This window comes from Plesiomonas sp. PI-19, assembly GCF_021368255.1.
Lineage (GTDB): Bacteria > Pseudomonadota > Gammaproteobacteria > Enterobacterales > CAMTGL01 > Plesiomonas > Plesiomonas shigelloides.
This window is the reverse complement of the sequence record NZ_JAJNMQ010000001.1, coordinates 656,926-680,831: the sequence shown is the minus strand read 5'-3', so window position 1 is coordinate 680,831 and position 23,906 is coordinate 656,926. Positions and strand designations below refer to the sequence as shown.

General features: G+C 51.0%; 20 protein-coding genes. 8 read left to right on the top strand and 12 right to left on the bottom strand.

Features of this window, described 5'->3' with window-relative positions:
- Positions 1 to 70: 70 nt before the first annotated feature.
- The gene (locus tag LQ901_RS03125; RefSeq protein WP_233671963.1) at positions 71 to 901 is read right to left on the bottom strand and encodes an SDR family oxidoreductase; all 831 of its coding nucleotides are present in this window, start codon (positions 899 to 901) and stop codon (positions 71 to 73) included.
- Positions 902 to 1,067: 166 nt separating this feature from the next.
- Between LQ901_RS03125 and LQ901_RS03120 the strand changes: the two genes are divergently transcribed.
- The gene (locus LQ901_RS03120) at positions 1,068 to 1,721 is read left to right on the top strand and encodes a class I SAM-dependent methyltransferase (protein ID WP_233671962.1); all 654 of its coding nucleotides are present in this window, start codon (positions 1,068 to 1,070) and stop codon (positions 1,719 to 1,721) included.
- Between the two features lie 125 nt (positions 1,722 to 1,846).
- On the opposite strand, the gene pgl is transcribed toward LQ901_RS03120, so the two are convergent.
- Both pgl and zwf read right to left on the bottom strand, forming a co-directional pair.
- Complete coding sequence (gene pgl / locus LQ901_RS03115) at positions 1,847 to 2,554, bottom strand: 6-phosphogluconolactonase (protein WP_233671961.1); 708 nt, start codon at positions 2,552 to 2,554, stop codon at positions 1,847 to 1,849.
- 80 nt (positions 2,555 to 2,634) lie between these two features.
- The gene (gene zwf, locus LQ901_RS03110) at positions 2,635 to 4,104 is read right to left on the bottom strand and encodes a glucose-6-phosphate dehydrogenase (RefSeq protein WP_010864212.1); all 1,470 of its coding nucleotides are present in this window, start codon (positions 4,102 to 4,104) and stop codon (positions 2,635 to 2,637) included.
- A gap of 346 nt (positions 4,105 to 4,450) precedes the next feature.
- Between zwf and LQ901_RS03105 the strand changes: the two genes are divergently transcribed.
- A complete protein-coding gene (locus LQ901_RS03105; protein WP_010864213.1) occupies positions 4,451 to 5,305 on the top strand; it encodes a MurR/RpiR family transcriptional regulator in 855 nt (284 codons plus the stop codon).
- 261 nt (positions 5,306 to 5,566) lie between these two features.
- Positions 5,567 to 7,009 carry a pyruvate kinase gene (gene pyk / locus LQ901_RS03100; RefSeq protein WP_010864214.1) on the top strand — a complete coding sequence of 481 codons (1,443 nt, stop codon included), beginning with the start codon at positions 5,567 to 5,569 and terminating at the stop codon, positions 7,007 to 7,009.
- Between the two features lie 164 nt (positions 7,010 to 7,173).
- Here pyk and LQ901_RS03095 read toward each other — a convergent pair whose 3' ends face one another.
- Positions 7,174 to 8,469: a polysaccharide deacetylase family protein gene (locus tag LQ901_RS03095; protein ID WP_233671960.1), complete on the bottom strand. Its 1,296-nt coding sequence runs from the start codon at positions 8,467 to 8,469 to the stop codon at positions 7,174 to 7,176.
- A gap of 149 nt (positions 8,470 to 8,618) precedes the next feature.
- Positions 8,619 to 9,578 (bottom strand): lauroyl-Kdo(2)-lipid IV(A) myristoyltransferase, encoded by a 960-nt coding sequence (gene lpxM, locus LQ901_RS03090; RefSeq protein WP_036769922.1) that lies wholly within the window; start codon positions 9,576 to 9,578, stop codon positions 8,619 to 8,621.
- 342 nt (positions 9,579 to 9,920) lie between these two features.
- On the opposite strand from lpxM, the gene LQ901_RS03085 reads away from it, so the two are divergent.
- The 3 genes from LQ901_RS03085 to LQ901_RS03075 all read left to right on the top strand — a co-directional run bounded on the left by LQ901_RS03085 (position 9,921) and on the right by LQ901_RS03075 (position 14,003).
- Positions 9,921 to 10,580 (top strand): META and DUF4377 domain-containing protein, encoded by a 660-nt coding sequence (locus LQ901_RS03085; RefSeq protein ID WP_064978048.1) that lies wholly within the window; start codon positions 9,921 to 9,923, stop codon positions 10,578 to 10,580.
- A gap of 348 nt (positions 10,581 to 10,928) precedes the next feature.
- Entirely contained in the window at positions 10,929 to 13,532 is a 2,604-nt protein-coding gene (locus LQ901_RS03080; RefSeq protein WP_064978049.1) for an EAL domain-containing protein, read from the top strand.
- A gap of 24 nt (positions 13,533 to 13,556) precedes the next feature.
- A complete protein-coding gene (locus LQ901_RS03075) occupies positions 13,557 to 14,003 on the top strand; it encodes an HIT family protein (protein WP_047709258.1) in 447 nt (148 codons plus the stop codon).
- Positions 14,004 to 14,139: 136 nt separating this feature from the next.
- Here LQ901_RS03075 and LQ901_RS03070 read toward each other — a convergent pair whose 3' ends face one another.
- From LQ901_RS03070 to znuA, 5 genes are all read right to left on the bottom strand, one after another.
- A complete protein-coding gene (locus tag LQ901_RS03070) occupies positions 14,140 to 14,382 on the bottom strand; it encodes a FeoC-like transcriptional regulator (RefSeq protein WP_010864220.1) in 243 nt (80 codons plus the stop codon).
- Positions 14,379 to 16,661 carry a Fe(2+) transporter permease subunit FeoB gene (gene feoB / locus LQ901_RS03065; protein WP_152136389.1) on the bottom strand — a complete coding sequence of 761 codons (2,283 nt, stop codon included), beginning with the start codon at positions 16,659 to 16,661 and terminating at the stop codon, positions 14,379 to 14,381. The genes LQ901_RS03070 and feoB overlap by 4 nt, the downstream gene beginning before the upstream one ends.
- Positions 16,658 to 16,891 (bottom strand): FeoA family protein, encoded by a 234-nt coding sequence (locus tag LQ901_RS03060; protein ID WP_010864222.1) that lies wholly within the window; start codon positions 16,889 to 16,891, stop codon positions 16,658 to 16,660. Before LQ901_RS03060 ends, feoB begins: the two co-directional genes overlap by 4 nt.
- A gap of 832 nt (positions 16,892 to 17,723) precedes the next feature.
- Entirely contained in the window at positions 17,724 to 19,043 is a 1,320-nt protein-coding gene (gene mepM, locus LQ901_RS03055; protein ID WP_010864223.1) for a murein DD-endopeptidase MepM, read from the bottom strand.
- An 18-nt stretch (positions 19,044 to 19,061) separates the two neighbouring features.
- A complete protein-coding gene (znuA, locus tag LQ901_RS03050; RefSeq protein ID WP_039045545.1) occupies positions 19,062 to 19,973 on the bottom strand; it encodes a zinc ABC transporter substrate-binding protein ZnuA in 912 nt (303 codons plus the stop codon).
- A 121-nt stretch (positions 19,974 to 20,094) separates the two neighbouring features.
- Between znuA and znuC the strand changes: the two genes are divergently transcribed.
- A complete protein-coding gene (gene znuC / locus LQ901_RS03045; protein ID WP_010864225.1) occupies positions 20,095 to 20,856 on the top strand; it encodes a zinc ABC transporter ATP-binding protein ZnuC in 762 nt (253 codons plus the stop codon).
- Positions 20,849 to 21,634, top strand: a complete 786-nt coding sequence (znuB, locus tag LQ901_RS03040; RefSeq protein ID WP_152136390.1) for a zinc ABC transporter permease subunit ZnuB — start codon at positions 20,849 to 20,851, stop codon at positions 21,632 to 21,634. The genes znuC and znuB overlap by 8 nt, the downstream gene beginning before the upstream one ends.
- 145 nt (positions 21,635 to 21,779) lie before the next feature.
- Here the strand turns inward: znuB and sucD are convergent, their stop codons facing one another.
- Together sucD and sucC are read right to left on the bottom strand one after the other, a co-directional pair.
- Positions 21,780 to 22,652: a succinate--CoA ligase subunit alpha gene (sucD, locus tag LQ901_RS03035; RefSeq protein ID WP_152136391.1), complete on the bottom strand. Its 873-nt coding sequence runs from the start codon at positions 22,650 to 22,652 to the stop codon at positions 21,780 to 21,782.
- Positions 22,652 to 23,818 carry an ADP-forming succinate--CoA ligase subunit beta gene (gene sucC, locus LQ901_RS03030; RefSeq protein WP_010864228.1) on the bottom strand — a complete coding sequence of 389 codons (1,167 nt, stop codon included), beginning with the start codon at positions 23,816 to 23,818 and terminating at the stop codon, positions 22,652 to 22,654. Before sucC ends, sucD begins: the two co-directional genes overlap by 1 nt.
- Positions 23,819 to 23,906: the final 88 nt, after the last annotated feature.

Below are 23,906 nucleotides of genomic sequence, written 5' to 3'. Positions count from 1 at the left end.
AAATGGCATAAAAACCGGCCACCTTACCCAAGGTGCCGGTTTTTTTATTGCTCGCACAGGCACAGCCAACTTAAAACTGCATCTGCGCGGGATCTGGATATAAATAGCTAAAACCCTGTTCACGACAAATCAGGCTGCCATCAATCACCCGCATTTTACCGTTGGTATCCGGCAAAAAGGTTGGTGGCTCGACGCCTAATGAGCGTGAAATCAGCGGATAGAACACAGAGCGGATCGGATGCTCGGGGGCACACAAATTGTAAATACGCCCCTGTGGTAAACGGCATTCCAGCAACTGCGCGACAGCGCGGATGCAATCATCCAGATGCACAAAATTCACCCCTTGCGCACCATCGGTTAGATTTTGCCGTCCGGCCAGAAAACGGGCCGGATGTCGCCCTGGGCCGACCAAACCGGCGCAGCGCAGAATATCGACACGCACACCGGGCAACGCATGCAACCAATTTTCCAGCTCATGCAACGCCCGCGCCGATGCCGTTTCTGGATAGCATCCCGACGCTTCGGTCACCGCCCCTTTGCCGCGGCCATACACCGACGTCGAGCTGACAAAAATAATATGCTGTACTTGCCCTTGCGCTAAAGCGCTATCGACCAAATTCTGCACCGCCGAGATATAAAACAGCTCATCGCAATTATGTCGACCAGGCGGGATATTGATGATCAGCGTTTGAGCCGCGAGCAGATGCGTTACATCGTCATCGTCCGCGTCCAGTTCTGGCGTCAGTTGTAAGCGATAACACTCAATACCGCTTAACCGGGCTGCATCCACGCCATCCTGTGTGGTTTTACTGCCCAGTACATGCTGACCTTGCGCCTGCAGTGCCATAGCCAGCGGCATTCCTAGCCAGCCCAGCCCGATAATGGCAATCTCTTTGCTCATAAATGCCTCACTACAGCATGACCGTGCTGCCCGTATGTACCTGTGTTCAGTGATAACACTTCCCCTACCGGCATGCAAATCCCTCCCTATCGTCAAGTTGTAACACTCTGCGCCAGCCATGAAGTCAGTTATAGTAGGCAGCGTGTCTTCGAATTATGGCAAGAAAATGAAAACGTGTTGTGTGTGTGAGGCGTCAGCCGGGATCCCGTTTCAGCAAATTGATGGCCGCCGCTACTGGCGCTGCCAACACTGTCAGGCGACATGGCTCGATAGCCAGCATCATCTCTGTGCACAGGCGGAGTTAGCCGAATATCAGCTGCATGAAAATAATCTGCACGACAGTGGGTATCGCGACTTTCTCACCCGCATCAGCGAGCCGTTACAAAATCGCCTGCAACCGGGCGCTGAAGGATTGGATTTTGGCTGTGGGCCGGGGCCGTTATTGGCGCAAATGCTGGAAGAAGCCGGTTTTCGCATGCACAAGTATGACCCTTATTTTCACCCCGAACGGGCAACGCTGGCCCGTGAGTATGATTTTGTCACCTGCACCGAAGTGGCCGAGCATTTTTATGCCCCCGCGCAAGAATTCGCGCTTTTGCGCTCACTGGTTCGCCCCGGTGGTTGGCTCGCACTAATGACCTGTTTTCAGACCGATGACAGCCGTTTTGCGAATTGGAGTTATCGCCGTGACCCCACCCATGTGGTGTTCTACAAAGCAGAAACCTTTATGACGCTGGCTCAGATGTGGGGATGGCAGTGTGAGATTCCCCGTAAAGATGTGGTGTTGCTACAAAAGCCGTGGACGGAATCGCCCTCCTGAACTGTCGTATATCATCGGTAAAAATACAAGGTAAAAAACACGAAAAAAAATGCCGCGCAATGCGGCATTTTGATAACGGATATTGATCACTGATAGCAACGAGTTGGCTCGTTTCTCAATAAAGCTTATTCCGTCCAGTACACATCCACTGGCGTTTGGGTCTGGCCCAACACGGCGCGCACTGGCATCTCGTTGACATCATCGCCTTGCAACGCGCGCTCGTAAACCACCCGCTTCGATGCGCCCACCAGATGCAGGTAAATCTGCCGACTGGCCAGCAACGCTGGCAAGGTCAAGGTGATGCGATCCAGTGGCGCAGTCAGCGGCGTCATGCCCATGCACAGCTGACCGGAATACATGTTCAGCGCCGCGGGCAGATTTTCCGCTCCCGGGAACAGTGACGCGGTGTGACCGTCTTCGCCCATCCCCAAAATGACCACATCAAACGGACGCGGCAAATGTGCCAGACGCTCCGCCGTCAGCGCCGCACCAGCAAACGGGGTCAAATAAGCATTCTTCAGACCGCAAAAATGCGCGGACGCCGCAAAACCTTGCAGCAGATGGGCGCGCACCAATTTTTCATTGCTGGACTCATCCTGCACATCCACCCAACGCTCATCAGCCAGCGTGATATACACGCGGCTCCAATCAATGCGTTGCTGGCTCAGCTCGCTAAACAGCGCAATCGGGGTACGTCCGCCGGACACTACCAAACTGGCAGCACCACGCTCATCCACACCCTGTTGCAGCGCTTGAGCGATACGCTCAGCCAACTGGCTATTAAGCGTCTGCGCATCCGCGAACTCTTTAAATACCGGTACCGATATAGCCATCATGTTCTCCTTGCTAGGGGTCAGCGTTGGCTGACCGATAGGCACAGTGTCGTACATCACTGTGCCCACGCTCATTCAAATCAGGCGAATTCGCTCCACGAGCGGTTGTCACGGGTGATCATGGCGATGGATGCCACTGGGCCCCATGTGCCAGCCTGATACGGTTTTGGCGGCTCATTATCGGCAGCCCACGCTTCGATAATGGAGTCAGCCCACTTCCACGCCTCTTCCACCTCATCACGGCGCACAAACAGCGCTTGAATACCGCGCATTGCTTCGAGTAGCAGACGCTCGTAAGCATCGGCAATGTGCTCGCCACTGAAGGTATCGGAGAAACTCAGATCCAGTTTAGTCGTCTGTAAACGGTGCTTGTGATCCAGACCCGGCACTTTATTGAGGATCTGAACTTCAATGCCCTCGTCCGGCTGCAAACGGATGGTCAGCTTGTTCGGCGGCAGATCTTTGTAAGAGTCACTGAACAGGTTCAGAGGAGGGTTTTTGAAGTACACCACAATCTCAGAGCACTTCGCTGGCATCCGCTTACCGGTACGCAAGTAGAACGGTACGCCTGCCCAGCGCCAGTTATCGATGTCCACGCGGATAGAGACGAAGGTTTCCGTGTTGCTGCTCTTGTTCGCGCCCTCTTCTTCCAGATAGCCAGGCACCTTTTGTCCTTGCACAAAACCGGCGGTGTACTGGCCACGCACGGTTTTCTCATTGACGTTGGTGTGGTCAATTCGGCGCAGTGCGCGCAATACTTTCACCTTCTCATCGCGGATACGATCAGAGGTCAGGTCAACCGGTGGCGACATGGCAATCATGGTCAAGATTTGCAACAGGTGGTTTTGCACCATGTCACGCATCTGACCGGCCTTGTCAAAGTAACCCCAACGGCCTTCAATCCCCACCTCTTCGGCGATGGTAATTTGCACCTGATCAATGGTGCGGTTATCCCATTTCGAGGCAAAAATGGAGTTAGCAAAGCGCAGAGCCAACAGGTTCAATACCGTTTCTTTGCCCAAATAGTGGTCAATACGGTAGACCTGCGACTCATCAAAATATTCCGCTACGCCATCATTGATCTGGCGCGAGGTCTCTAAACTGGTACCAATCGGCTTTTCCATCACCACGCGGTGAGGTTGCTTGTTCAGACCAACGGCGGCCAAACCACGGCAAATCGCCGGATAGGTCATTGGCGGCATGGCGAAATAGTTCACCATCACTTGCTCTTTGCTCTCCGCCAGTGCAGCCAACTGAGCAAAATCGGCCTCGTTATTCACATCCAGATTGCAAAAATGCAGACGCTGACAGAGCACTTCCCAAACGGCAGGTGCAATTTCTTCTTTTACAAAGGTTTCCAGCGCATTACGAACAAAGTCGTGATACTCATCCTGACTCCACTCCGCGCGGCCGACCCCGATAATACGGGTATCTTGGTGCAGTAAGCCTGCTTTTTCCAATTGATATAAGGAAGGCAGCAGCTTGCGGCGCGCCAGATCACCTTTGGTGCCGAACAGAACCAAATCACAGGCCTGTGCTTTTGATACCATCTGTCTAGTCCTTAAGCCGTGTTTACCGGCTATGTAATTTTTTTACCACAGCCATGCTAGCCAACTTATTTCGCGCAGTAAACCGCTAGCCGGCAAATCGGATCTGCTGCATCGCGCCGGTCTTGCCGCTCAATAAATCGCTGTCAGCCATAAAAACAACCACTCTCACTGTGCTTTTCATACACGCTATTTTTAGACATCAGTCATATTCTGACGAAAAAATACGATCATTCGGATTTTGCAACGCTGTGCACCCACTACCTCTGGTAGTATATTTTCAGCATATTCCCACGAATCTCGGGGATTACGGATTTCAGTTACATTCCAAACAGCGCGTGGTATCCGCATGAACACACTGGAAAAAATCCAGAAAAGCTTGGAGCATTTTAGCAAATCGGAACGCAAGGTTGCCGAAGTCATCATTGCCTCTCCCCAAACCGCCATTCATTCCAGTATTGCCACATTGGCCAAAATGGCGGATGTCAGTGAGCCGACCGTAAACCGCTTTTGCCGTCGTCTGGATACCAAAGGTTTTCCTGATTTTAAACTGCATCTGGCTCAGAGTCTTGCCAACGGTACCCCGTACGTAAACCGTAACGTGGAAGAAGATGATGCCGCCGAGGCCTACACCGCCAAGATTTTCGAATCCACCATGGCGAGTCTGGAAGTGGCCAAAAACAGTTTAGACACCAGCGCCGTCAATCGCGCCGTGGATCTGCTGACCCAAGCCAAGAAAATCTCCTTTTTCGGCTTAGGCTCTTCTGCCGCGGTGGCGCACGACGCCATGAATAAATTCTTCCGCTTTAATGTGCCGGTATTGTGGTTCGATGATGTGGTGATGCAGCGCATGAGCTGTATGAATGTCAGCGAAAATGATGTCATCGTACTGATCTCACACACCGGTCGAACCAAAAGTCTGGTGGAAGTGGCGCAATTGGCGCGCGAAAATGATGCCACTGTCATCGCCATTACCTCGGAAGGTTCTCCGCTGGCGCGTGAAGCATCATTGGCTCTGACATTGGATGTCCCTGAAGATACCGACGTTTATATGCCAATGGCCTCGCGTATCGCACAGTTGACACTGATTGATGTACTGGCCACCGGCTTTACACTGCGCCGAGGCGCCAAATTCCGCGATAATCTCAAGCGGGTTAAAGATGCACTGCGCGATTCCCGCTTTGAAAAAGGTCCTACCGCCTGATATAAGGGTGCGTGCATGAATGCTTATGCATAATCACTGCACATTTTGCGGTACTTCGCCTTGATGTACCGCAACGGAATCCGCATGAAAGCACTAACGCAAGTTTCATGCAAAGTGCGATAATAAACGGAGTCATCATGCCATCAGGCTATCGTGGATAACCTCCGATTGGCATGCCGGATTATCGCATTCCGCTGACTACGACGAATCTGCTGTCCTTGCCTGGCAGCATCGTATAGCGACTATATAACGGAGTTATCCATGTCAAGAAGGCTCAGAAGAACCAAAATCGTTACCACACTCGGCCCAGCAACTGACCGCGACAATAATCTTGAAAAAATCATTGCCGCCGGTGCTAACGTTGTTCGTCTAAACTTCTCCCACGGCAGCGCTGAAGACCATCTGATGCGTGCCAACAAAGTGCGTGAAATCGCCGCTAAACTGGGTAAACACGTTGCAATTCTGGGCGACCTGCAAGGTCCTAAGATTCGAGTCTCTACCTTCAAAGAAGGCAAAATCTTCCTGAATGTGGGCGACAAATTCCTGTTGGATGCTGATCTGCCAAAAGGCGAAGGCGATAAAGAACAAGTCGGTATTGACTACAAAGGTCTGCCAAACGATGTAGTGCCTGGCGATATCCTGCTGCTGGACGACGGCCGCGTTCAACTGAAAGTGCTGGAAGTGCAAGGCGTTAAAGTCTTCACTGAAGTCACCGTAGGTGGCCCACTGTCGAACAACAAAGGCATCAACAAGCTGGGTGGCGGTCTGTCTGCAGAAGCGCTGACCGAGAAAGACAAAGCTGACATCATCACCGCGGCGAAAATCAATGTTGATTTCTTAGCCGTGTCTTTCCCACGTACCGGTGAAGATCTGAACTATGCTCGCCGTCTGGCGCGCGATGCAGGCTGCAACGCCAAGATCGTTGCTAAAGTTGAGCGTGCTGAAGCCGTTGCCACTGATGAAGCGATGGATGACGTGATCCTGGCTTCTGACGTCGTGATGGTTGCCCGTGGTGATTTGGGTGTTGAAATCGGCGATCCAGAGCTGGTTGGTGTGCAGAAGAAACTGATCCGCCGTGCCCGTAGCCTGAACCGCGCGGTGATCACTGCGACTCAAATGATGGAGTCCATGATCACTAACCCAATGCCAACCCGTGCTGAAGTTATGGACGTGGCTAACGCCGTGCTGGATGGTACCGATGCCGTGATGCTGTCCGCAGAGACCGCAGCAGGCCAGTACCCAGCAGAAACCGTAGCAGCAATGGCGCGCGTATGTCTGGGTGCGGAGAAGATGCCAAGCATCAACGTCTCCAACCACCGTATGGATCGCACCTTCGACAACGTCGAAGAGACCATTGCGATGTCCACCATGTACGCCGCTAACCACCTGCAAGGGGTTACCGCTATCATCGCCATGACTGAGTCAGGTCGTACTGCGCTGATGATGTCCCGTATCAGCTCCGGCAAGCCAATCTTCGCCATGTCTCGTCACGAGTCTACGCTGAATCTGGCAGCGCTGTACCGCGGTGTGACTCCGGTCTTCTTTGATACCCATACTTCTGGCCACGAAGCGGCGCAAGAAGCGGTCTCCGTGCTGAAGGATAAAGGTTTCCTGATGGCGGGCGATCTGGTGATGGTAACGCAAGGTGACGAAATGGGCGCTATCGGTAGCACCAACACCTGCCGGATCCTGCGCGTAGAATAAGACGGTATCCGTCCATCCACAGCGCTTCTCCGTAAGCGCTGTAAAAAAGCCCGCTATAGCGGGCTTTTTATTGCGTTATATGTGTCAATCAGTGCAGTTATTCACGTTTAAACGCAGTTTCGTCTCCATACTCCGCACTCCACCGATATCCACTATCCACAAAATCAGTTACGAATTTTCTCGGCAAAGACTTGTACCGGATCGGTTCGCAGCACATACACCCGCTTTAAGGTGTACGGATTATCGTGTACCTGCACTTTCCCCTGCTCGGTGGTCACCGCCAGACGGTAACCGGCCTCTTTCGCCGCTTTAATCGCGCGGCTGTTATAGCCACCAAACGGATACGACAGGTAATCGGCGTTATGATTAAACTTGGCCAACGCCTTTTTCGAGCGCACAAAATCGCGATAGATATTGTGATAAGACTTAGACAGCAAAATCGGATGGCGAGTCGCCGCGCGTTTATGCAAGAAGTGGGTATGGGATTCAATCTCAAACACATCCGACATCGCATCAATCTCCTGAACACTCAAAAATTGCAGCGTATTCGGATCCCACTTTTGGGGAAAGTACTTGATACGAGACGAGATGATAAACGCCACTGCGTTCAAGTCATACTTTTTCAAGATTGGATAAGCATACTTGTACACAGATTTCAGACCATCATCAAAGGTCAGCACCACCGCCCGCGCCGGCAGATTATTGGTGGCGTGCACATAGCCATCTAACTGCTCCATAGTCAGGGTTTGGTAACCGGCTTGCTTGAGATAAGCCATCTGGTTGTTAAACGCTGCATCCGACGTCGTGGTAGACGTATGGCGGAAATACTTGTTCTCCGCATTCGTCAGCAGATGGTGATAGGTCAGGACGGGGATCCCGTGATCCAACTCGACATCCGAGCTTTTCAGGTACTTGAGCTGATCGGCTAAATTAACCAGATACCAGCTGACATTATTGCTGTCCTGAATCTTACCCAGCACCGGATAACGCAAGTTGCTATTCAGATAGGCAAACACCTTTGGCTGATACGAGATACTGTCATACACCGGCACCCGCGTTTTGGTCAGGATATTTTTCTGGTGTACTTCCATCTCATCACTGGCCTGATCAATGAGGCCATCGAGCAAATGGTCAATCTTGTCTTTTTGCAAAATCCGCACATCGGCAGGCGTAATATCCCCTTGCGCGTTACCAAAGCGTACTTGATATAACCCTGGCTGCTGCACATCCACATCAATGGATTGCCCTTTGTTCAAGGTGGCCACCGGCATGCGCACGCCAGCGATATCCGCTTGGATCACCGTATCACGCAGGGTAACCGCTTTAACATACTGATGGCCCTCCGGCTCTGCCAGTGGCCTAATTTTCGGCTCATTGCTTTCTGCCGCACGGCAGGTAAAAGCCAACATCAATAACACCAGAGCGCCGCTCCGGCTCACCACATTCAACAGCGTTTTCATCGCACCTGATACCACTACAGATCGTCAAATTGACCTATATTTATACTTACCGCATGCCACAGCACATGCAAATAACAAACGCCGATTTTCGTGTCTTATGCTTGCGCGCGGGCACGAATGGTCGGCGTTATCCTGTTCAGCTTGAAATGTTATAAATCCGTTCTGCTGTAAGGCTCAATCTCCCCTTCTCGGCGAGTTTTCAGCAATTTCAAAATCCAGATATATTGCTCCGGATTCGGTTTCACCAAGATCTCAATCTCTTCATTCATACGGCGTGCAGCGACAGCAGGCTCAGCATCTTGCAAATCATCCATCGGCGGACGGATATGCATTTCAAACACGCCTTCTTGGCTGTTATACACCGGGAACAGCGGGATCACGGCCGCATTACACACCTTCATCATTTTACCTAAACCTGGCAACGTCGCTTTGTAAGTGGCAAAAAAGTCCACAAACTCACTTTTTTCCGCACCATGGTCTTGATCCGGTAAATAGTAACCACAGTAACCTTGGCGCACTGAACTTAAAAATGCCTTGATACCGTCTTGGCGCGTATGGAGACGGCCGCCAAAACGCAGACGCACACTATTCCAAATCCAATCGACCAGCGGGTTGCGATGCGGATTAAACATCGCAGCAATCGGCATTCCTTTGGACGCCATAATGATGCCGGGAAAATCAATGGCCCAAGCATGCGGCACCATAAAGATAATGTTCCGACCGGAAGCTTTGACCTGCTCCACATGTTCAAAACCGATAAAACGGGTACGACTGTCTAAAAACGATTTGCTGCGCAAGGCCAGTTCCGCCATGGCCAGCATGACTTGCGCGGCCGTCGCGAAGGTCTTATCAATCAAGACTTCGCGCTCGGCGTCAGAGAGTTCAGGAAAGCAGTAAGACAAATTAATGGCGGCGCGTCGGCGCTGACTTTTCGCTACCCGCCCCACAGCACGGCCTACTTTGCCAGCCAATGCATCACGCACGCGATGGGGTAAAAAAGCCACTAATGCCACCAGCAACAAGCCCAGCCAGACTGGCCAGTAGCGCGGATGCAACATTGCAAGCGTAAACTTCGGTATATGCCCTTCGGCTTTTCGTGTCTGTGTCATGCGGATTCCGGCATTAATAAAAACCGACTTATGATAGGTTGGATCTGTAATTTTGCAATTCTTGTCCGTACTTTTCGGCCTTTTTCTGGGCGCACATTTCGTTCAGACTCACGTTGCCGTTGACGTTATGATCCCTTTACCTTTTATACAAAACAGAGTGACGTCAATTTAGCCTCTCTCGGTAACTGCCTCACTTTTCTGCATTATTACAGTAAAACTTCAACCAATTCGTTACCGCTTTAGAGTAACTATCTTGTGAATTGGACTTTTTCAGCATCAGTCGCCTAGTATGGCGCAGTAAATTTCAGTAACGTTTGGATAAAATTTTTAGGGAGTGGCCTGATGCATTTACGTTCTCTTTCGCTGATCACCGCAGTAGCCCTGCTGGCAGGATGTAATACCATGCAAAATCACATCGAGAATATTGACGGACGTTGGCAACAGACCAACAACTCCGCCGACAGCAAACCTGCCACTCTGGATATCCAGCAAGGTCATTTGGCAGCATTTGCCGGCTGTAACCGCATGATGGGCGCTGCCAGTGTCGAAAATAATCAACTGGTGGTAAAGCAATTGGCCGCCAGCATGATGATGTGTGAGCCACAAGCCATGGAGCGTGAGCAAGCGTTCTCAACCTTCTTGGCCAGCAGCCCGACGATTTCCCTAAAGGACAATCAGCTGACCTTAACCCAAGGTGATACCCGTTACCAATTTAGCGCTCAACCCGCATTAGCTGAGGGCGTAACCAAATTTATCTATGTTGCCGCCGAACGCAAACCGTGCATGGGCGTAGCGCCACAATCTTGCCTGCAGATCCGTGAAGACAGCAACGCGCCGTGGCAAAACTATTACGGCACCATCGAAGGCTTTGAGCCAGAGCCAGGGATCAGCTACCGCCTGCGTATCAAAGAGTTCGAGGTAGCAAACCCTCCAGCCGACGGCTCCTCTAAGCGTTGGGTGCTGGATATGATTGTCGAATCTGCGGTAGTCGACGCCCAGTAATCCTAGTCATCCTCTACGGGCGGCATAGCTTAAGCTCTATATCAGCGGCCTCAACACCAGCCGCCTTAGCAAATCGCGCCATACCGGACTCTTCTGTCGGTATGGTCGTTTTACCAGCAACATGAACAATCATGCAGCCATGCCAGCCTAATTCTGCTCGCCATCTAGCCACACCATTTAACGCACACCGCCTCACTCGCAATCAACGGCACCAAGTATACCAAACAGAAATAGCAAAACTCGAAATTCCGAAAATAGCCGCAAAAAAATAAATGGTTTACGTGCTATAATAGTTTACTGCAATATAATCCCATCAATGCGACTTCGTACTGAATACATGTATTAATTATGTCCTTGTCTGCAAAGCTGTCTGGCCGCTTATCATTAAAACTTGTTGTCACCATTTTATTTCTGACAGCGATCAGTGCGATTTTTGGTGTATCGATGATCATCCAATATCGTAATGAAACCGCGATGATCGAAGATTTAAGCGAGCGTATTGCGTCAACGTGGGCACAATTGGTACGAAATGATCTGAATAATTACCTGAGCGCACCGCCACAAGCCAATGCGGTTATTGCCATCAGCTTAAAATCAGCACCGCATATCAATACACAAAACCTGACCGAAATAACGCCACACCTTTACGACACAATTAGTCGCGTATTTACCAATGTTCCACAGTTAAGTTTTGTCGCCATCGGCACCACTGACGGTAACTATGCCGGCGTCAGCCGTGAAATTGTGAAGAATAAATATACCCTGACCTTAAAAGACAGCACCACCGGCGGGGCATTAATGTTCTACACCGATATGGAGCCAACCTCTGCGGTCTTGAACAAATTTGATATTTACGATCCACGCGTTCGCCCTTGGTATCGCGACTCCGATACCCGCAAAATCTCGCTGTGGACGAAAGCCTATCAAGATTATGATGCCAATCGCGGAGTGACTATCTCCTATTCCACGCCCGCCTACGATAAAGATAATCGTTATATCGGTATTATCACGTCTGATATTAAATTGAATGGATTTAACCGTTTCTTGCGCAACGTGGCCGGACTTGGTAATTCAGTGATCCTGATTTTAAATGAAGAAAATCAGATTATTTCCCATTCCACCGATGAGCTCACCGAGCATAAAAGCAACATTATTGATTTTAGTTCGATGGAAGATCCAAAACTATTACGCCCAGAACAAAGTCAAAATCCCTTAGTGCGTGTCGCAGCACCGCTCATGTCCGTGTCCGACAATCAATCCCACTCATTCACGCTTAACGGTGAAACGTATTTCATCCGCATGATGAGTGTCGGTAATGAACTGAATCTGAAAAATTGGAAAGTTGCCGTTATCGTCGCGGAAAAAGATTTGATTGGTAGCCTGCATGAAGATCGCCGTACTACGATTATTTGGATCCTGTGCATCTTTGCTAGCGGCGTGATTTTAACTTGGTTTGCATTATCAAAAGTCACCACACCAATCTTGAGTGTGGCCCACGCTGCGCGTCTGTTAACGCGCCAACAGTGGTTACCGGTCAAACAAGATCAGTTTGAGCTGAAAGAAATTCGCCTGCTTAACACGGCCTTTAATGACATGTCGCGCTCGCTATCCGATGCATTCCATGAGTTGGAATATAGCATCGAGTATGACGCCAATACCGCGTTGATGAACCGCACCGGCTTTAAAAAATGGCTGAATAACCAGTACGCCGACGATAGCCACACTGCGCCATCACTATCCGGACTGGTGCTGGTCAACATCAACAACACCGATGTGATCAAAAACAGTCTTGGCGATGACAGCCTCAATGAGCTGTATCGTCTGATCAGCGCGCGCTTACAGCAATACATCATAGAACTGGATCTGAGTGTAATTGCCGTTAAAAGTGCTGATCATGAATTTATGCTGGCGTATCTCACGCCGCATGAATATGACTACCACAAACTGATCCACGTGTTTTACGAATCGTTCAAACTGCACAACGATGATGTCTTAATCACGGTGAATCTGGGTTATCTCAATCGCCCCTTTGCTGCAGCGAAATTGCAAGAGGCCTACACCCAGGCCAGCATTGCCCTGTCAGCGGCGCGCAAGCAAGGGGAAAACACCGGCGTTGCCTACGACAAAACGCTGGATGCCAATGTCGGGCTCTCAACCCAAATTCTGACCCACCTCAATTATGCACTCGAGCAAGATGAGCTCTACCTGCATTATCAGCCGATTATTGCCCTTGATAGTGAGCGCATTATTGGCGCTGAAGTGCTGATCCGCTGGCAATCGCCGATCTTGGGCTTTGTCAGTCCGGCGCAGTTTATCCCGATTGCAGAAAAATCCGGCTTGATCCTGCCGCTCGGCTCATGGGTGTTGCAGCAAGCTTGCCACGCCGTGGCGCATAAGATCCGTGAGCAACACTGGCCAGCCAATTTCGAGTTGCACGTTAATCTGTCGGTACGGCAACTGATGCAAGCGGACTTCGTCCAACGGGTGACTCAATGTCTGCACGATGCCGGCCTACCCGCGACAAACTTGACGCTCGAAATCACCGAGTCCATGTTGATTGAAAACTTGAGCTTTATCGATGAGCGGTTACGTGAACTGCGCCAACACGGGATCCGTATCGCCATCGATGACTTCGGTACCGGCTACTCGAGTCTGTCTCACCTGTACAAACTGAGCTTTGATTGCCTGAAAGTCGACCGCATTTTCGTCAGTGGCCTACTCGATAGCCAAAACTGCGCCGCAGTGCTTAATTCGGTGGTGCAGCTGGCGCACGGTTTTAGTGTCCCGATGGTGGCCGAAGGGGTAGAAAAGCGCGAAGAAGCTGAGTTACTGCGTAAAATGGGCGCACAAAAAGCGCAGGGCTACTATTTCAGTCGCCCAGTTCCTCTGGAACAATGGGCTATCGATGATACGACAGGACAACACCGGCTATACATCCTGCCGAATAGCTAACCGCCGGTCTATCAGGGAACAGGAATGACGATGAGTACTGATGCCACTTTCCAACTGCATCCACAACTGGCGGCAGATACCACTTGCCTTGGGCATTATCCACTCAGTGACGTGCTGCTGTGCCGCGAAGGACAACTGCCGTGGATCATCTTGGTTCCGCGCCAGATGGGCATTCGCGAAATTTATGAACTCAGCGACGCCGACCAAATCCAGTTACTGCGCGAATCCAGCGCTGTCTCGCGCGTCATTAACGCGCTTTATCAGCCAGATAAGCTCAATATCGCCGCCATCGGGAACATGGTGCCACAGTTGCACCTGCATCATGTCGGACGCTTTAGTCGCGATCCTGTCTGGCCAGCGCCTATTTGGGGTCGCCTGACCGCCAGCTGGCGCAGTGAAGAGCAGCAACAAGCCGAAATGCGTAAGTTACAACAAGCGCTGGCGGATACCGCAGACTTTATCGCGGCCTAATATTCTGGGTTAATCCAGTTACGCTGTTACGGTTATTCCGTTAAGGCGATTGGATATAACGCAGAGCAGCACATAAAAAAACCGGCCAATCAGCCGGTTTTTTTATTCGCGTTATCCACTCAAGTGACCACAAGCTTCAATGACGCACCACTAGCGCAATGCCCTGTGCATCGAGCCAACGGTAGTACACCTCTTGCGCCGCGCCGCAGCAAGAACCGCCGCACACTTTTTGCTCGTCCTTACTGACCCGCCCTTTACGCATCCATACCTGCAGCATCGCATCAACACCATCTTCGCTGCTGTTCAATTGACGAGCCAGATCCTTACGGGTCATACGGCCATGTTTTTGTAAAAGATCGCGCAGGTCTTGTAAGATCATGCCAATTTCACCTGTTGAGATTGTTGACGGCTTCCCTTAACCCGCATGACTGCAATGGTGATAAGGAATATGCCACCGGTAATGGCCAACCACATCGCACTTTGTGCCGGATGCTGGCTAAAGTGCATGATTTGGTAGAACCACGTACCCACCACATACGCCAGCAGCATGGTCCAGCCCGCTACAAACAGCGCCCAGTTACGGCCAACTTCTCGCACAAAAGCGCCCATCGCCGCCACACACGGGGTATACAGCAGCACAAACAGCAAGTAACTAAAGGCTGCCGCAGGGCCAGCAAAGTTCTGTGACAGCTTATCAAACGTCGAAGTATTCACTTCCTGCGCTTCTGCTGCCGCGGTGCGATCCGAGGTATCACCCACACTGATATCGAGTGGATCGGCCAGATTAATACTGAGCAGATTTTCTGGGATAGTCAGCAGCGCTTCTTTGAACGAGGCAAAGAAGTTGTACTCATCGCCAGCATCCGCCGGTTCACCGCTATACAACGCGTTGAGCGTACCCACGACCGCTTCTTTGGCGAAGATCCCGGTAATAATACCGACCGTGGCCGGCCAGTTATCTTTCTCAATACCGATTGGCGCCAAAACAGGCGTCACATCTTTCGCTACCTGAGCCAACACAGAATTTTCTGTGTTTTGATTACCAAACGAACCATCGGTACCCAGGGAGTTAAAGAAGCCCAAGGCGGCCACGACCAGCACTATAGTCTTACCGGCACCAAACACGAAGTTTTTCAGTTTTTGCCAGGTTTTCAGTCCGATATTACGCAGTGTCGGCCACTCATAATCCGGCATATCCATCACAAAGCTTTCACTGATCCCCGGCAGCAAGGTTTTACGCAGCAGCAAACCGGTAAAGACCGCTACCAAAATACCAATCAGGTATAACGCAAATACCACATTTTGCGCTGATGATGGGAAGAACGCCGTGGCAAACAACGCATATACCGGCAGACGCGCGCCACACGACATAAATGGCGTCATCATCACGGTAAGCAAGCGCTCACGTTCTTGCGTCAGGGTGCGGGTTGCCATGATAGCCGGCACGTTACAACCAAAGCCGATCACCAACGGTACAAATGAACGCCCCGGCAAACCGATTTTCTGCATCAGCTTATCAAGCACAAACGCCGCGCGCGCCATGTACCCTGAGCCTTCTAGAATGGCCATGAACAGATACAAGCAGCCAATGACCGGAATAAAGGTAGCCACGGTCTGAATACCGGCGCCAAAACCATCCGCCAGTAACGTCACCAGCCAAACTGGCAATACGCCATCCAGCAGATGATGCGTGCCGTCGACCAACAGCGCGCCCACCGAGATGTCGAAAAAGTCGATAAATGAGCTACCAATCTTGATGGAGAACACAAACATCAAGTACATCACCAATAAGAAAATCGGCAGCCCCAAATAGCGGTTCAGTACTACCTTATCGATGCGCTCACTGGTTTTGTGACTCACCATTCCCACGTGTTTGCGGGTTTTCTGGCACAGATGATGGATAAAGCTGTAACGCACGTCAGCAATTTGCAAATCGGTATCTACCGCTTGCTCCAAATACCGCAAATGCTGCGCCACCAAGGTCTGGTTTTCCGCACTCAGACGGCCTTCAACCAAACGGTCATGTTCTAACAAGCGCAGCGCAAGTGAGCGACTACTCGCTTGCTCATTCTGCGGACAATAAGGCACCAGCAGTTGCAGGGTATTTTCTACCGCCTCACCATAATCGAGTTGCAGTTTGGTTGGTGCCACACCATTCGCCAGCATATCCACCAGCTCGCGACGAAACTGCATCACCTGCTGATGGTTATGCGCTGAAATAGCAAACACCGGACAGCCCAACATCTGCGACAGCAACGGCACATTGATCTGCTGGCGATTACGCTCCAGCGCATCCGTTTTGTTGATCACCACAATCACCGGACGACCGGTTTCCAACAGCTGCAGTGTCAAATACAGGCTACGCTCCAGCGCAGAGGCATCAACGATGTTCAAAATCACATCCGCCGGCATCGACTCGACCACAATGGTGGCCAGCTGCTCGTCTTTACCGCTATCAACGTTATCACCTGACAGCGAGTACACCCCCGGCAAGTCAGTGATCTGAAGTTGGTGCTCACCGACTTTGCAGTGACCGGTCTTTTTCTCAACCGTCACACCGCTCCAGTTGCCCACTTGCTGGCGCGCACCGGTTAACCCGTTAAAAAGGGAGGTCTTACCGCTGTTCGGATTACCAACGGTTAACAACGAAAAATTCATGCCAAAACCTCAACATCGATGCCTGCGGCAATGGTACGGCGCAGAGCGATATTGACTCCGCAAATCTCAATCTGTAACGGATCGCCCAACGGGGCAAAACGCACTACGTGGATCTCACTGGAAGGCAGCACTCCCAGTACCATCAATTTTTTACGCAATGGGCGATCCAGACGCTGCATATTGACTACGCGCGCCTTGTCTCCCACCTTCAACTCAGCCAACGTCACCATGTTCAAATCGCCAAAAAGATTAAATAAGATATATTATCATTATCATTATTGTACGGGTTTCATAGCAAGCATTTTTTGCCAAAGATCAAACTTTCCCTGCTCAATCGCTATCCATGTCACTCAGCTCTCCACCACGCTCGCTACGATTGTGCAACATGTCTCGCAGAAATTAGCTAAAGGTAGCTGAAACGATAAAACTCATGGTGCACATGCTAATAAATTCGTTACAAAACTGGTATAAACGGTTAAGTCAGAACATTGAGTTACATAAATCTCTCTGTATTAGATATTTTTATGTCCGTTCATGATATCTACCGATTTATCAGAGAGTGTGGCCCCTAGGCCATGCTCCCGGCAGCAAGCGAAGGTGTCATTGGCACCCGTGGCACGTCATCTGGCCTGCCACGTCAATTTTTTTACCTCCTCTTTTTTACCTCCTCTTTTTTACCTCCTCTTTTTTACCTCCTCTTTTTTACCTCCTCTTTTTTACCTCCTCTTTTTTACCGCCTCACCCTCCGTGACAAGACTGTTTTCTCTTTCCTCGCTTTTGGTTGGGCCTAGCCACAGCAATTCACACTCTGATTCTAAGCATTTAAGGCTGAGCAGACTCTCCCCCTGGGATATTCCGACACTTATCCCCACTGAACATCTGTTGTCCGCCGCAACTTACTAATATTGGCCGAGTATTGGTCGCGCCATGCCTGTTTACGACTCTCGCATAACCCGCTCGCCTAGCAAGCACAGATAAAACATGGGATAGAACAAGCAGATAAAAAAAGCCCGCAGAGTCTGCGGGCTTTTTTCATGTAGAGAGATATGCGTAACGGATTGATTAATCCAGCGTCAGCTGTGGCAGGTACTCTTTGGTACGCGCCAAGAAGGCACGACGCTCTTGACCAGCCAAACCGTCCGACATCGGCAGTTTCACCTTCATCGGATCCACCGGACGGGAGTTCAGCAAGAATTCATAGTGAATGTGTGGCCCGGTTGAACGCCCAGTGTTACCCGACAGCGCGACACGGTCGCCTTTCTTCACTTTCTGCCCTTGCTTAACCAAAATCTTGCTCAGGTGCAGGAAACGCGTCTGATACTGACGACCTAAACGGATCACCACATAGTTACCGGCATACGGGTGGTAACCGGCTTTCACCACTTCACCATCACCGATAGACAGCACCGGCGTACCGATTGGTGCCGCAAAGTCAGTACCGTTATGCGGCGCCACACGGCGCGTTACTGGATGCAGACGACGTGGGTTAAAATTCGACGAAATGCGATACTGCTTTAAAGTTGGCAGACGCAGGAAACCTTTGGCTAAGCCCGCACCTTCACGGTTATAGAAGCGGCCATCTTCAGCCTGAATCGCGTAATAGTCTTTGCCGGAGGAGTTCAAGCGTACCGCTTTGACTTCACCGGAGCCGGTCACTTTACCGTCCAAAAACTCACGTGACATCAGAACACTGAATTTATCGCCTTTTTTCAGCTTGCGAAAATCCACCTGCCACTGCAACGCTTTGGTAACCTGCTGAATTTCACGGGTCGACAAACCCGCTGCTTTCGCGCTGGATACGAAGCTACCATCGATAGTGCCTGCAACGCGATCGTTTTGCCACGTCCCTTGCATGGTTTCAACAGAGCGCTTATAAGCACCATTGTCTGCACGATCGTAAACGCGGGTTTCACGATTATTGACCGCCCAAGTCAATTGCTTGAGCAGACCATCATCATCCAGTTTCCAGCTCAGCTCTTGGCCAATCCCTAAACGCTGAACTTCGGGGTTACTTTTTGTCAGTGCATGCACATCCGACATATCAATGCCGTACTGTGTCAGAATGCTGCCGAGGGTCTCACCACTTTCCACGGTGTGCTCATGTACCGCCTCTTCGAGCTTTTTATCCAGATCATCTTTCTCTGGCTCCAGCTCGGGCGCATCATTTGGCATCACCTGATCCAATGGCTCACTTGCCTCCGGCTGCAAATCGCGCTGGGTTTCAATATCCAGCGCAATTTCGCGTTTAAGCGGAGTATGGTTCAACACCGGATTCCACGCGGCAACGGCCAACGTTAATGCGGTGAGCATACCCAGCAGCACTTTATGTAATCGTGGCAGGCCGTTAAGAGCTAGCGATACTGACCTGACAAATTCTTGCACTTTGTTACCCCAATTTTTTTATTTACTCAGGCAACTCGCGTATTGTTGGGAGAGTTGCTCTAAAAACTGCACATAGCTGTCCTTGCCGAGAGAAACTTTCTCACCGAGCGGATCAAGCGTACCTATATTGACTGAGGTGCCGCGCGCGACAGCGTCAATCACTGCTGGTCTGAACTGGGGTTCAGCAAACACGCACGAAACCTGATGTTGTTCTATCTTCTGCTTAATCTCGCTCAATGTTCTAGCTCCCGGCGTGATCACCGGATTGACGGTGAAATGCCCAACATTGTTTAAGCCAGCAAAAGATTCAAAATAACCGTACCCGTCATGAAACACAAAATAACCGTGCTGCTTGACTGGGTTCAGTATGCTACCAATTTTTTCAGGTAAATGGTTAATCTGCGTTTGAAAATATTGCAGATTTGCCTTCACTTTGTCTTTTTGTTCTGGGAAAAGTTCCTGCAAACGTTCAGAAATTGCGACTGCTGTATATAAAGCAATCTCAGGTGACATCCAGACATGTAAATCTGTGGAACCATGATCATGCGCATGACCGTGATCATCACCATGCTCTTCCGCATCTTCATCATTATCGTCAGCATGACGCAATAACGGCATGACCGAAGATAAGTTTTTTACTTTTATTTGCTGATTATTCGCCTTTTCTGTGAGTGGCTTCACTAAAAAAGGCTCCATCTCGTCACCCACCCATACCACTAAATCCGCATTATTTATCCGTTTAATATCGGACGGACGCAGCGCATAATCATGGGGAGACGCACCATTAGGCAGCAAAACTTCGGTATCCGTGACACCATCAGCAATCGCCGCGGCGATAAAGCCTAACGGCCGCACTGATACCAACACCGAGGCAAAACTTTGTATCGGCAGTAACGCCAAAAAACTGAGTAGAAAAATGCGCTTAATCATACAAAAACCTTTCGAGTACCCAATGTAATTTTGTTATAATATAACATCACATTTTTTAATCATACTTATTTTATCGCCACACACCGTGCCGAATAGCGATCACTCAGGTCATACAGACACCATGTCAACACTCATTGAGCTTCATCACATTGATGTCGTTTTGGGTGAGCGAAAAGTGCTGAACAACATTTCGCTCAACATCAAGAAAAACCACATCATTACCCTACTCGGCCCGAATGGCGCGGGAAAATCGACCTTGGTTCGGGTCGTCCTTGGCTTATTGGCGCCGAGCGCCGGACAAATCGTGCGCGCTGGTAATCTCAAAATCGGCTACGTACCACAAAAACTGCACCTCGATGCTACCCTTCCCCTGACCGTGCGGCGCTTTTTGGCGCTGAAAAAGACGGCAAATCCGGAAGAGATGCTAAGCGCAGTCAGTAAAGTGAATGTGTTGCACCTGCTCGAACAACCGATGCAAAAGCTCTCCGGTGGGGAAACCCAGCGCGTGCTGCTCGCACGAGCCCTGATGAACAAACCGGATCTGCTGGTACTGGACGAACCGATGCAAGGGGTGGATGTGAACGGCCAAGCGGCGCTGTACGATTTGATCACCGTCCTGCGCGATGAGCTCGGCTGTGGGGTACTGATGGTGTCACATGATTTGCATCTGGTGATGGCCAAAACCGATGAGGTGCTGTGTCTCAACCAGCATATTTGCTGCTCGGGCGCGCCAGAGGATATCTCGCATCATCCTGAGTTTATCTCGATGTTTGGCCGTCAGCTGCCAGGCAAACTGGCGTTGTATCAACACCATCATGATCACCGCCATGCGTTAAATGGTCAGGTCATCCACACTCATCATCAAGGATGCCGCCATGATTGAGATTTTATTACCCGGCTGGCTGGCCGGTATATTGCTCACCCTCGCCACCGGCCCGCTGGGCTCGTTCGTGGTATGGCGGCGCATGGCCTATTTTGGCGATACTTTGGCGCACGCCTCATTGTTAGGGGTGGCACTTGGCTTACTGCTAGATGTCAATCCGTACATCACTATCTTGGGGTTAACCTTAACCTTAGCGGGCGTACTGGTATGGCTGGAGCATAAACCTCAACTGGCGGTCGATACCCTGCTGGGAATATTGGCGCACAGCAGTTTGTCGCTCGGTCTGGTGACCGTGAGTTTGATGTCTGATGTGCGGGTTGATCTGATGGCCTACCTGTTTGGCGATCTGCTGGCTATCACATGGCAAGATATTGCGTGGATTGGTCTAGGCGCAGCGTTAGTGCTGGGCGTGTTGTGCTGGCAATGGAACGCACTGCTGTCTGTCACCATTAACCCAGAATTAGCCTTTGTGGATGGCATTAACCTCAACCGGATGCGCCTGCTATTGATGCTGACCACCGCGGTGACTATTGGTTTGGCGATGAAGTTTGTCGGTGCCTTGATCATCACCTCTTTACTGATTATTCCGGCGGCCACCGCACGCCGTTTTGCCAGCACGCCTGAGCAAATGGCCTTCACTGCATCACTGTTCGGGATGCTGTCGGTCACCGGTGGCTTGCTGTTATCGTGGTTTTATGACACGCCAGCTGGCCCTTCGGTGGTCATCTGCTCCGCTGCGCTTTTCATGCTCAGCCTGCTGAAAAAACAGCGCGCGTGAGAATCGGTCTTTGCGGTTTAACCGTTGTGCGCTCAAGCGACAGACAAACAATTCGTAAAACAACGCGCAAACAGCATATAAAAAAACCGGCATCACGCCGGTTTTTTTATATCGCAATACAGCTTCTCGGCTCAGGGCATCACGCTTACCAGCCCGTTATCTGACGCAGCGCCTGACCAATATCGGCCAGTGAACGCACGGTTTTCACGCCCGCATCTTCCAGCGCAGCGAATTTTTCATCCGCCGTGCCTTTTCCGCCAGAGATAATCGCCCCGGCATGGCCCATACGTTTGCCTTTTGGCGCAGTAACACCCGCGATGTAAGACACCACCGGTTTAGTGACATTCGCTTTGATAAAGGCCGCCGCCTCTTCTTCCGCGCTGCCGCCAATCTCACCTATCATCACAATCGCTTCGGTTTGCGGATCGTTTTGGAACAGACGCAAAATATCGATAAAGGTTGAACCCGGGATCGGATCGCCACCGATACCAACACAGCTAGACTGACCAAAACCTTCATCGGTGGTCTGCTTAACCGCTTCATACGTCAGCGTACCGGAGCGCGAAACAATCCCGACACGACCCGGCAGGTGAATATGACCCGGCATGATACCAATCTTACACTGACCCGGAGTGATCACGCCCGGACAGTTTGGCCCAATCATGCGCACGCCAGTTTGCTCCAGACGCACTTTCACCTGCAGCATATCCAGCGTCGGGATCCCTTCCGTGATACAGACGATCAACTGGATCCCAGCATCGATAGCTTCCAAGATGGCATCTTTACAAAACGGTGCCGGAACATAAATCACCGAGGCGGTCGCACCCGTCGTTTCGACCGCATCACGCACAGTATTAAATACCGGCAACCCCAGATGATAAGTCCCGCCTTTACCCGGTGACACACCACCAACCAGCTGGGTGCCGTATGCCAGCGCTTGCTCAGAGTGGAACGTGCCTTGTCCACCGGTAAAACCTTGGCAAATAACCTTGGTATTTTTATCAATCAGAATAGACATTATTTGCCCTCCGCTGCATGAACGACACGCTGTGCAGCATCGGTCAAACTGGTTGCTGCGATGATATTCAAACCACTGTCAGCCAGTTTCTTGGCTCCCAGCTCGGCATTGTTGCCTTCCAGACGTACCACCACCGGAATGCTCACGCCCACTTCTTCTACGGCACCAATAATACCGTCGGCAATCAAATCGCAACGGACAATACCGCCAAAGATATTCACCAGTACCGCTTTGACATTATCGTCGGACAGAATAATTTTAAACGCTTCAGTAACACGCTCTTTGGTTGCGCCACCGCCTACGTCAAGGAAGTTTGCTGGCGCGCCACCGTGCAATTTCACGATATCCATGGTGCCCATGGCCAGACCGGCGCCATTGACCATGCAACCAATATTGCCTTCCAGCGCCACATAGTTGATTTCCCACTGTGCGGCATGCGCTTCCCGTGCATCTTCCTGAGATGGGTCTTGCATCTCACGCAGTTGCGGTTGGCGATACAGCGCATTGGAGTCCACCACCACTTTGGCATCCAGACAGTGCAGATTGCCCTGGGCGGTGATCACCAATGGGTTGACTTCAATCAGTGCCAGATCTTTATCCAAAAACAGCTGACCGAGGCCCATGAAAATCTTGGTGAACTGACGGATTTGATCGCCGGTTAACCCGAGCTTAAACGCCAGCTCACGACCTTGGTAAGGTTGTGGACCGCAGATAGGATCAAGCGCCGCCTTATGGATCAGCTCCGGCGTTTCAGCGGCCACTTTCTCAATTTCCACGCCGCCTTCCGTTGACGCCATGAACACCACACGACGACTCGCGCGATCGACGACAGCGCCTAGATACAGCTCTTTAGCGATATCAGTGCAGCTTTCGACCAAGATCTTGTTAACGGGTTGCCCCTTGGCATCAGTCTGGTACGTGACCAGATTTTTGCCCAACCATTTCTGGGCAAACTCACGGATCTCGTCCTTCGAGCGCGCCAGCTTCACGCCGCCCGCTTTGCCACGTCCACCCGCATGAACCTGACATTTTACCACCCAGTGGTCACCGCCAATTTTATCAGCTGCCTCAACCGCTTCATGCTGGCTGCTACAGGCATAGCCTTCTGATACGGGCAGACCATACTGAGCAAACAGCTGCTTACCCTGATATTCGTGCAAATTCATGATGCTCTATCCATGTTAGTTATATTGTCCTAGGGGGTCACCACTGAAACTGGGCCCGGGCTCTTCTCGGGTTCCGGGCCCGATATCG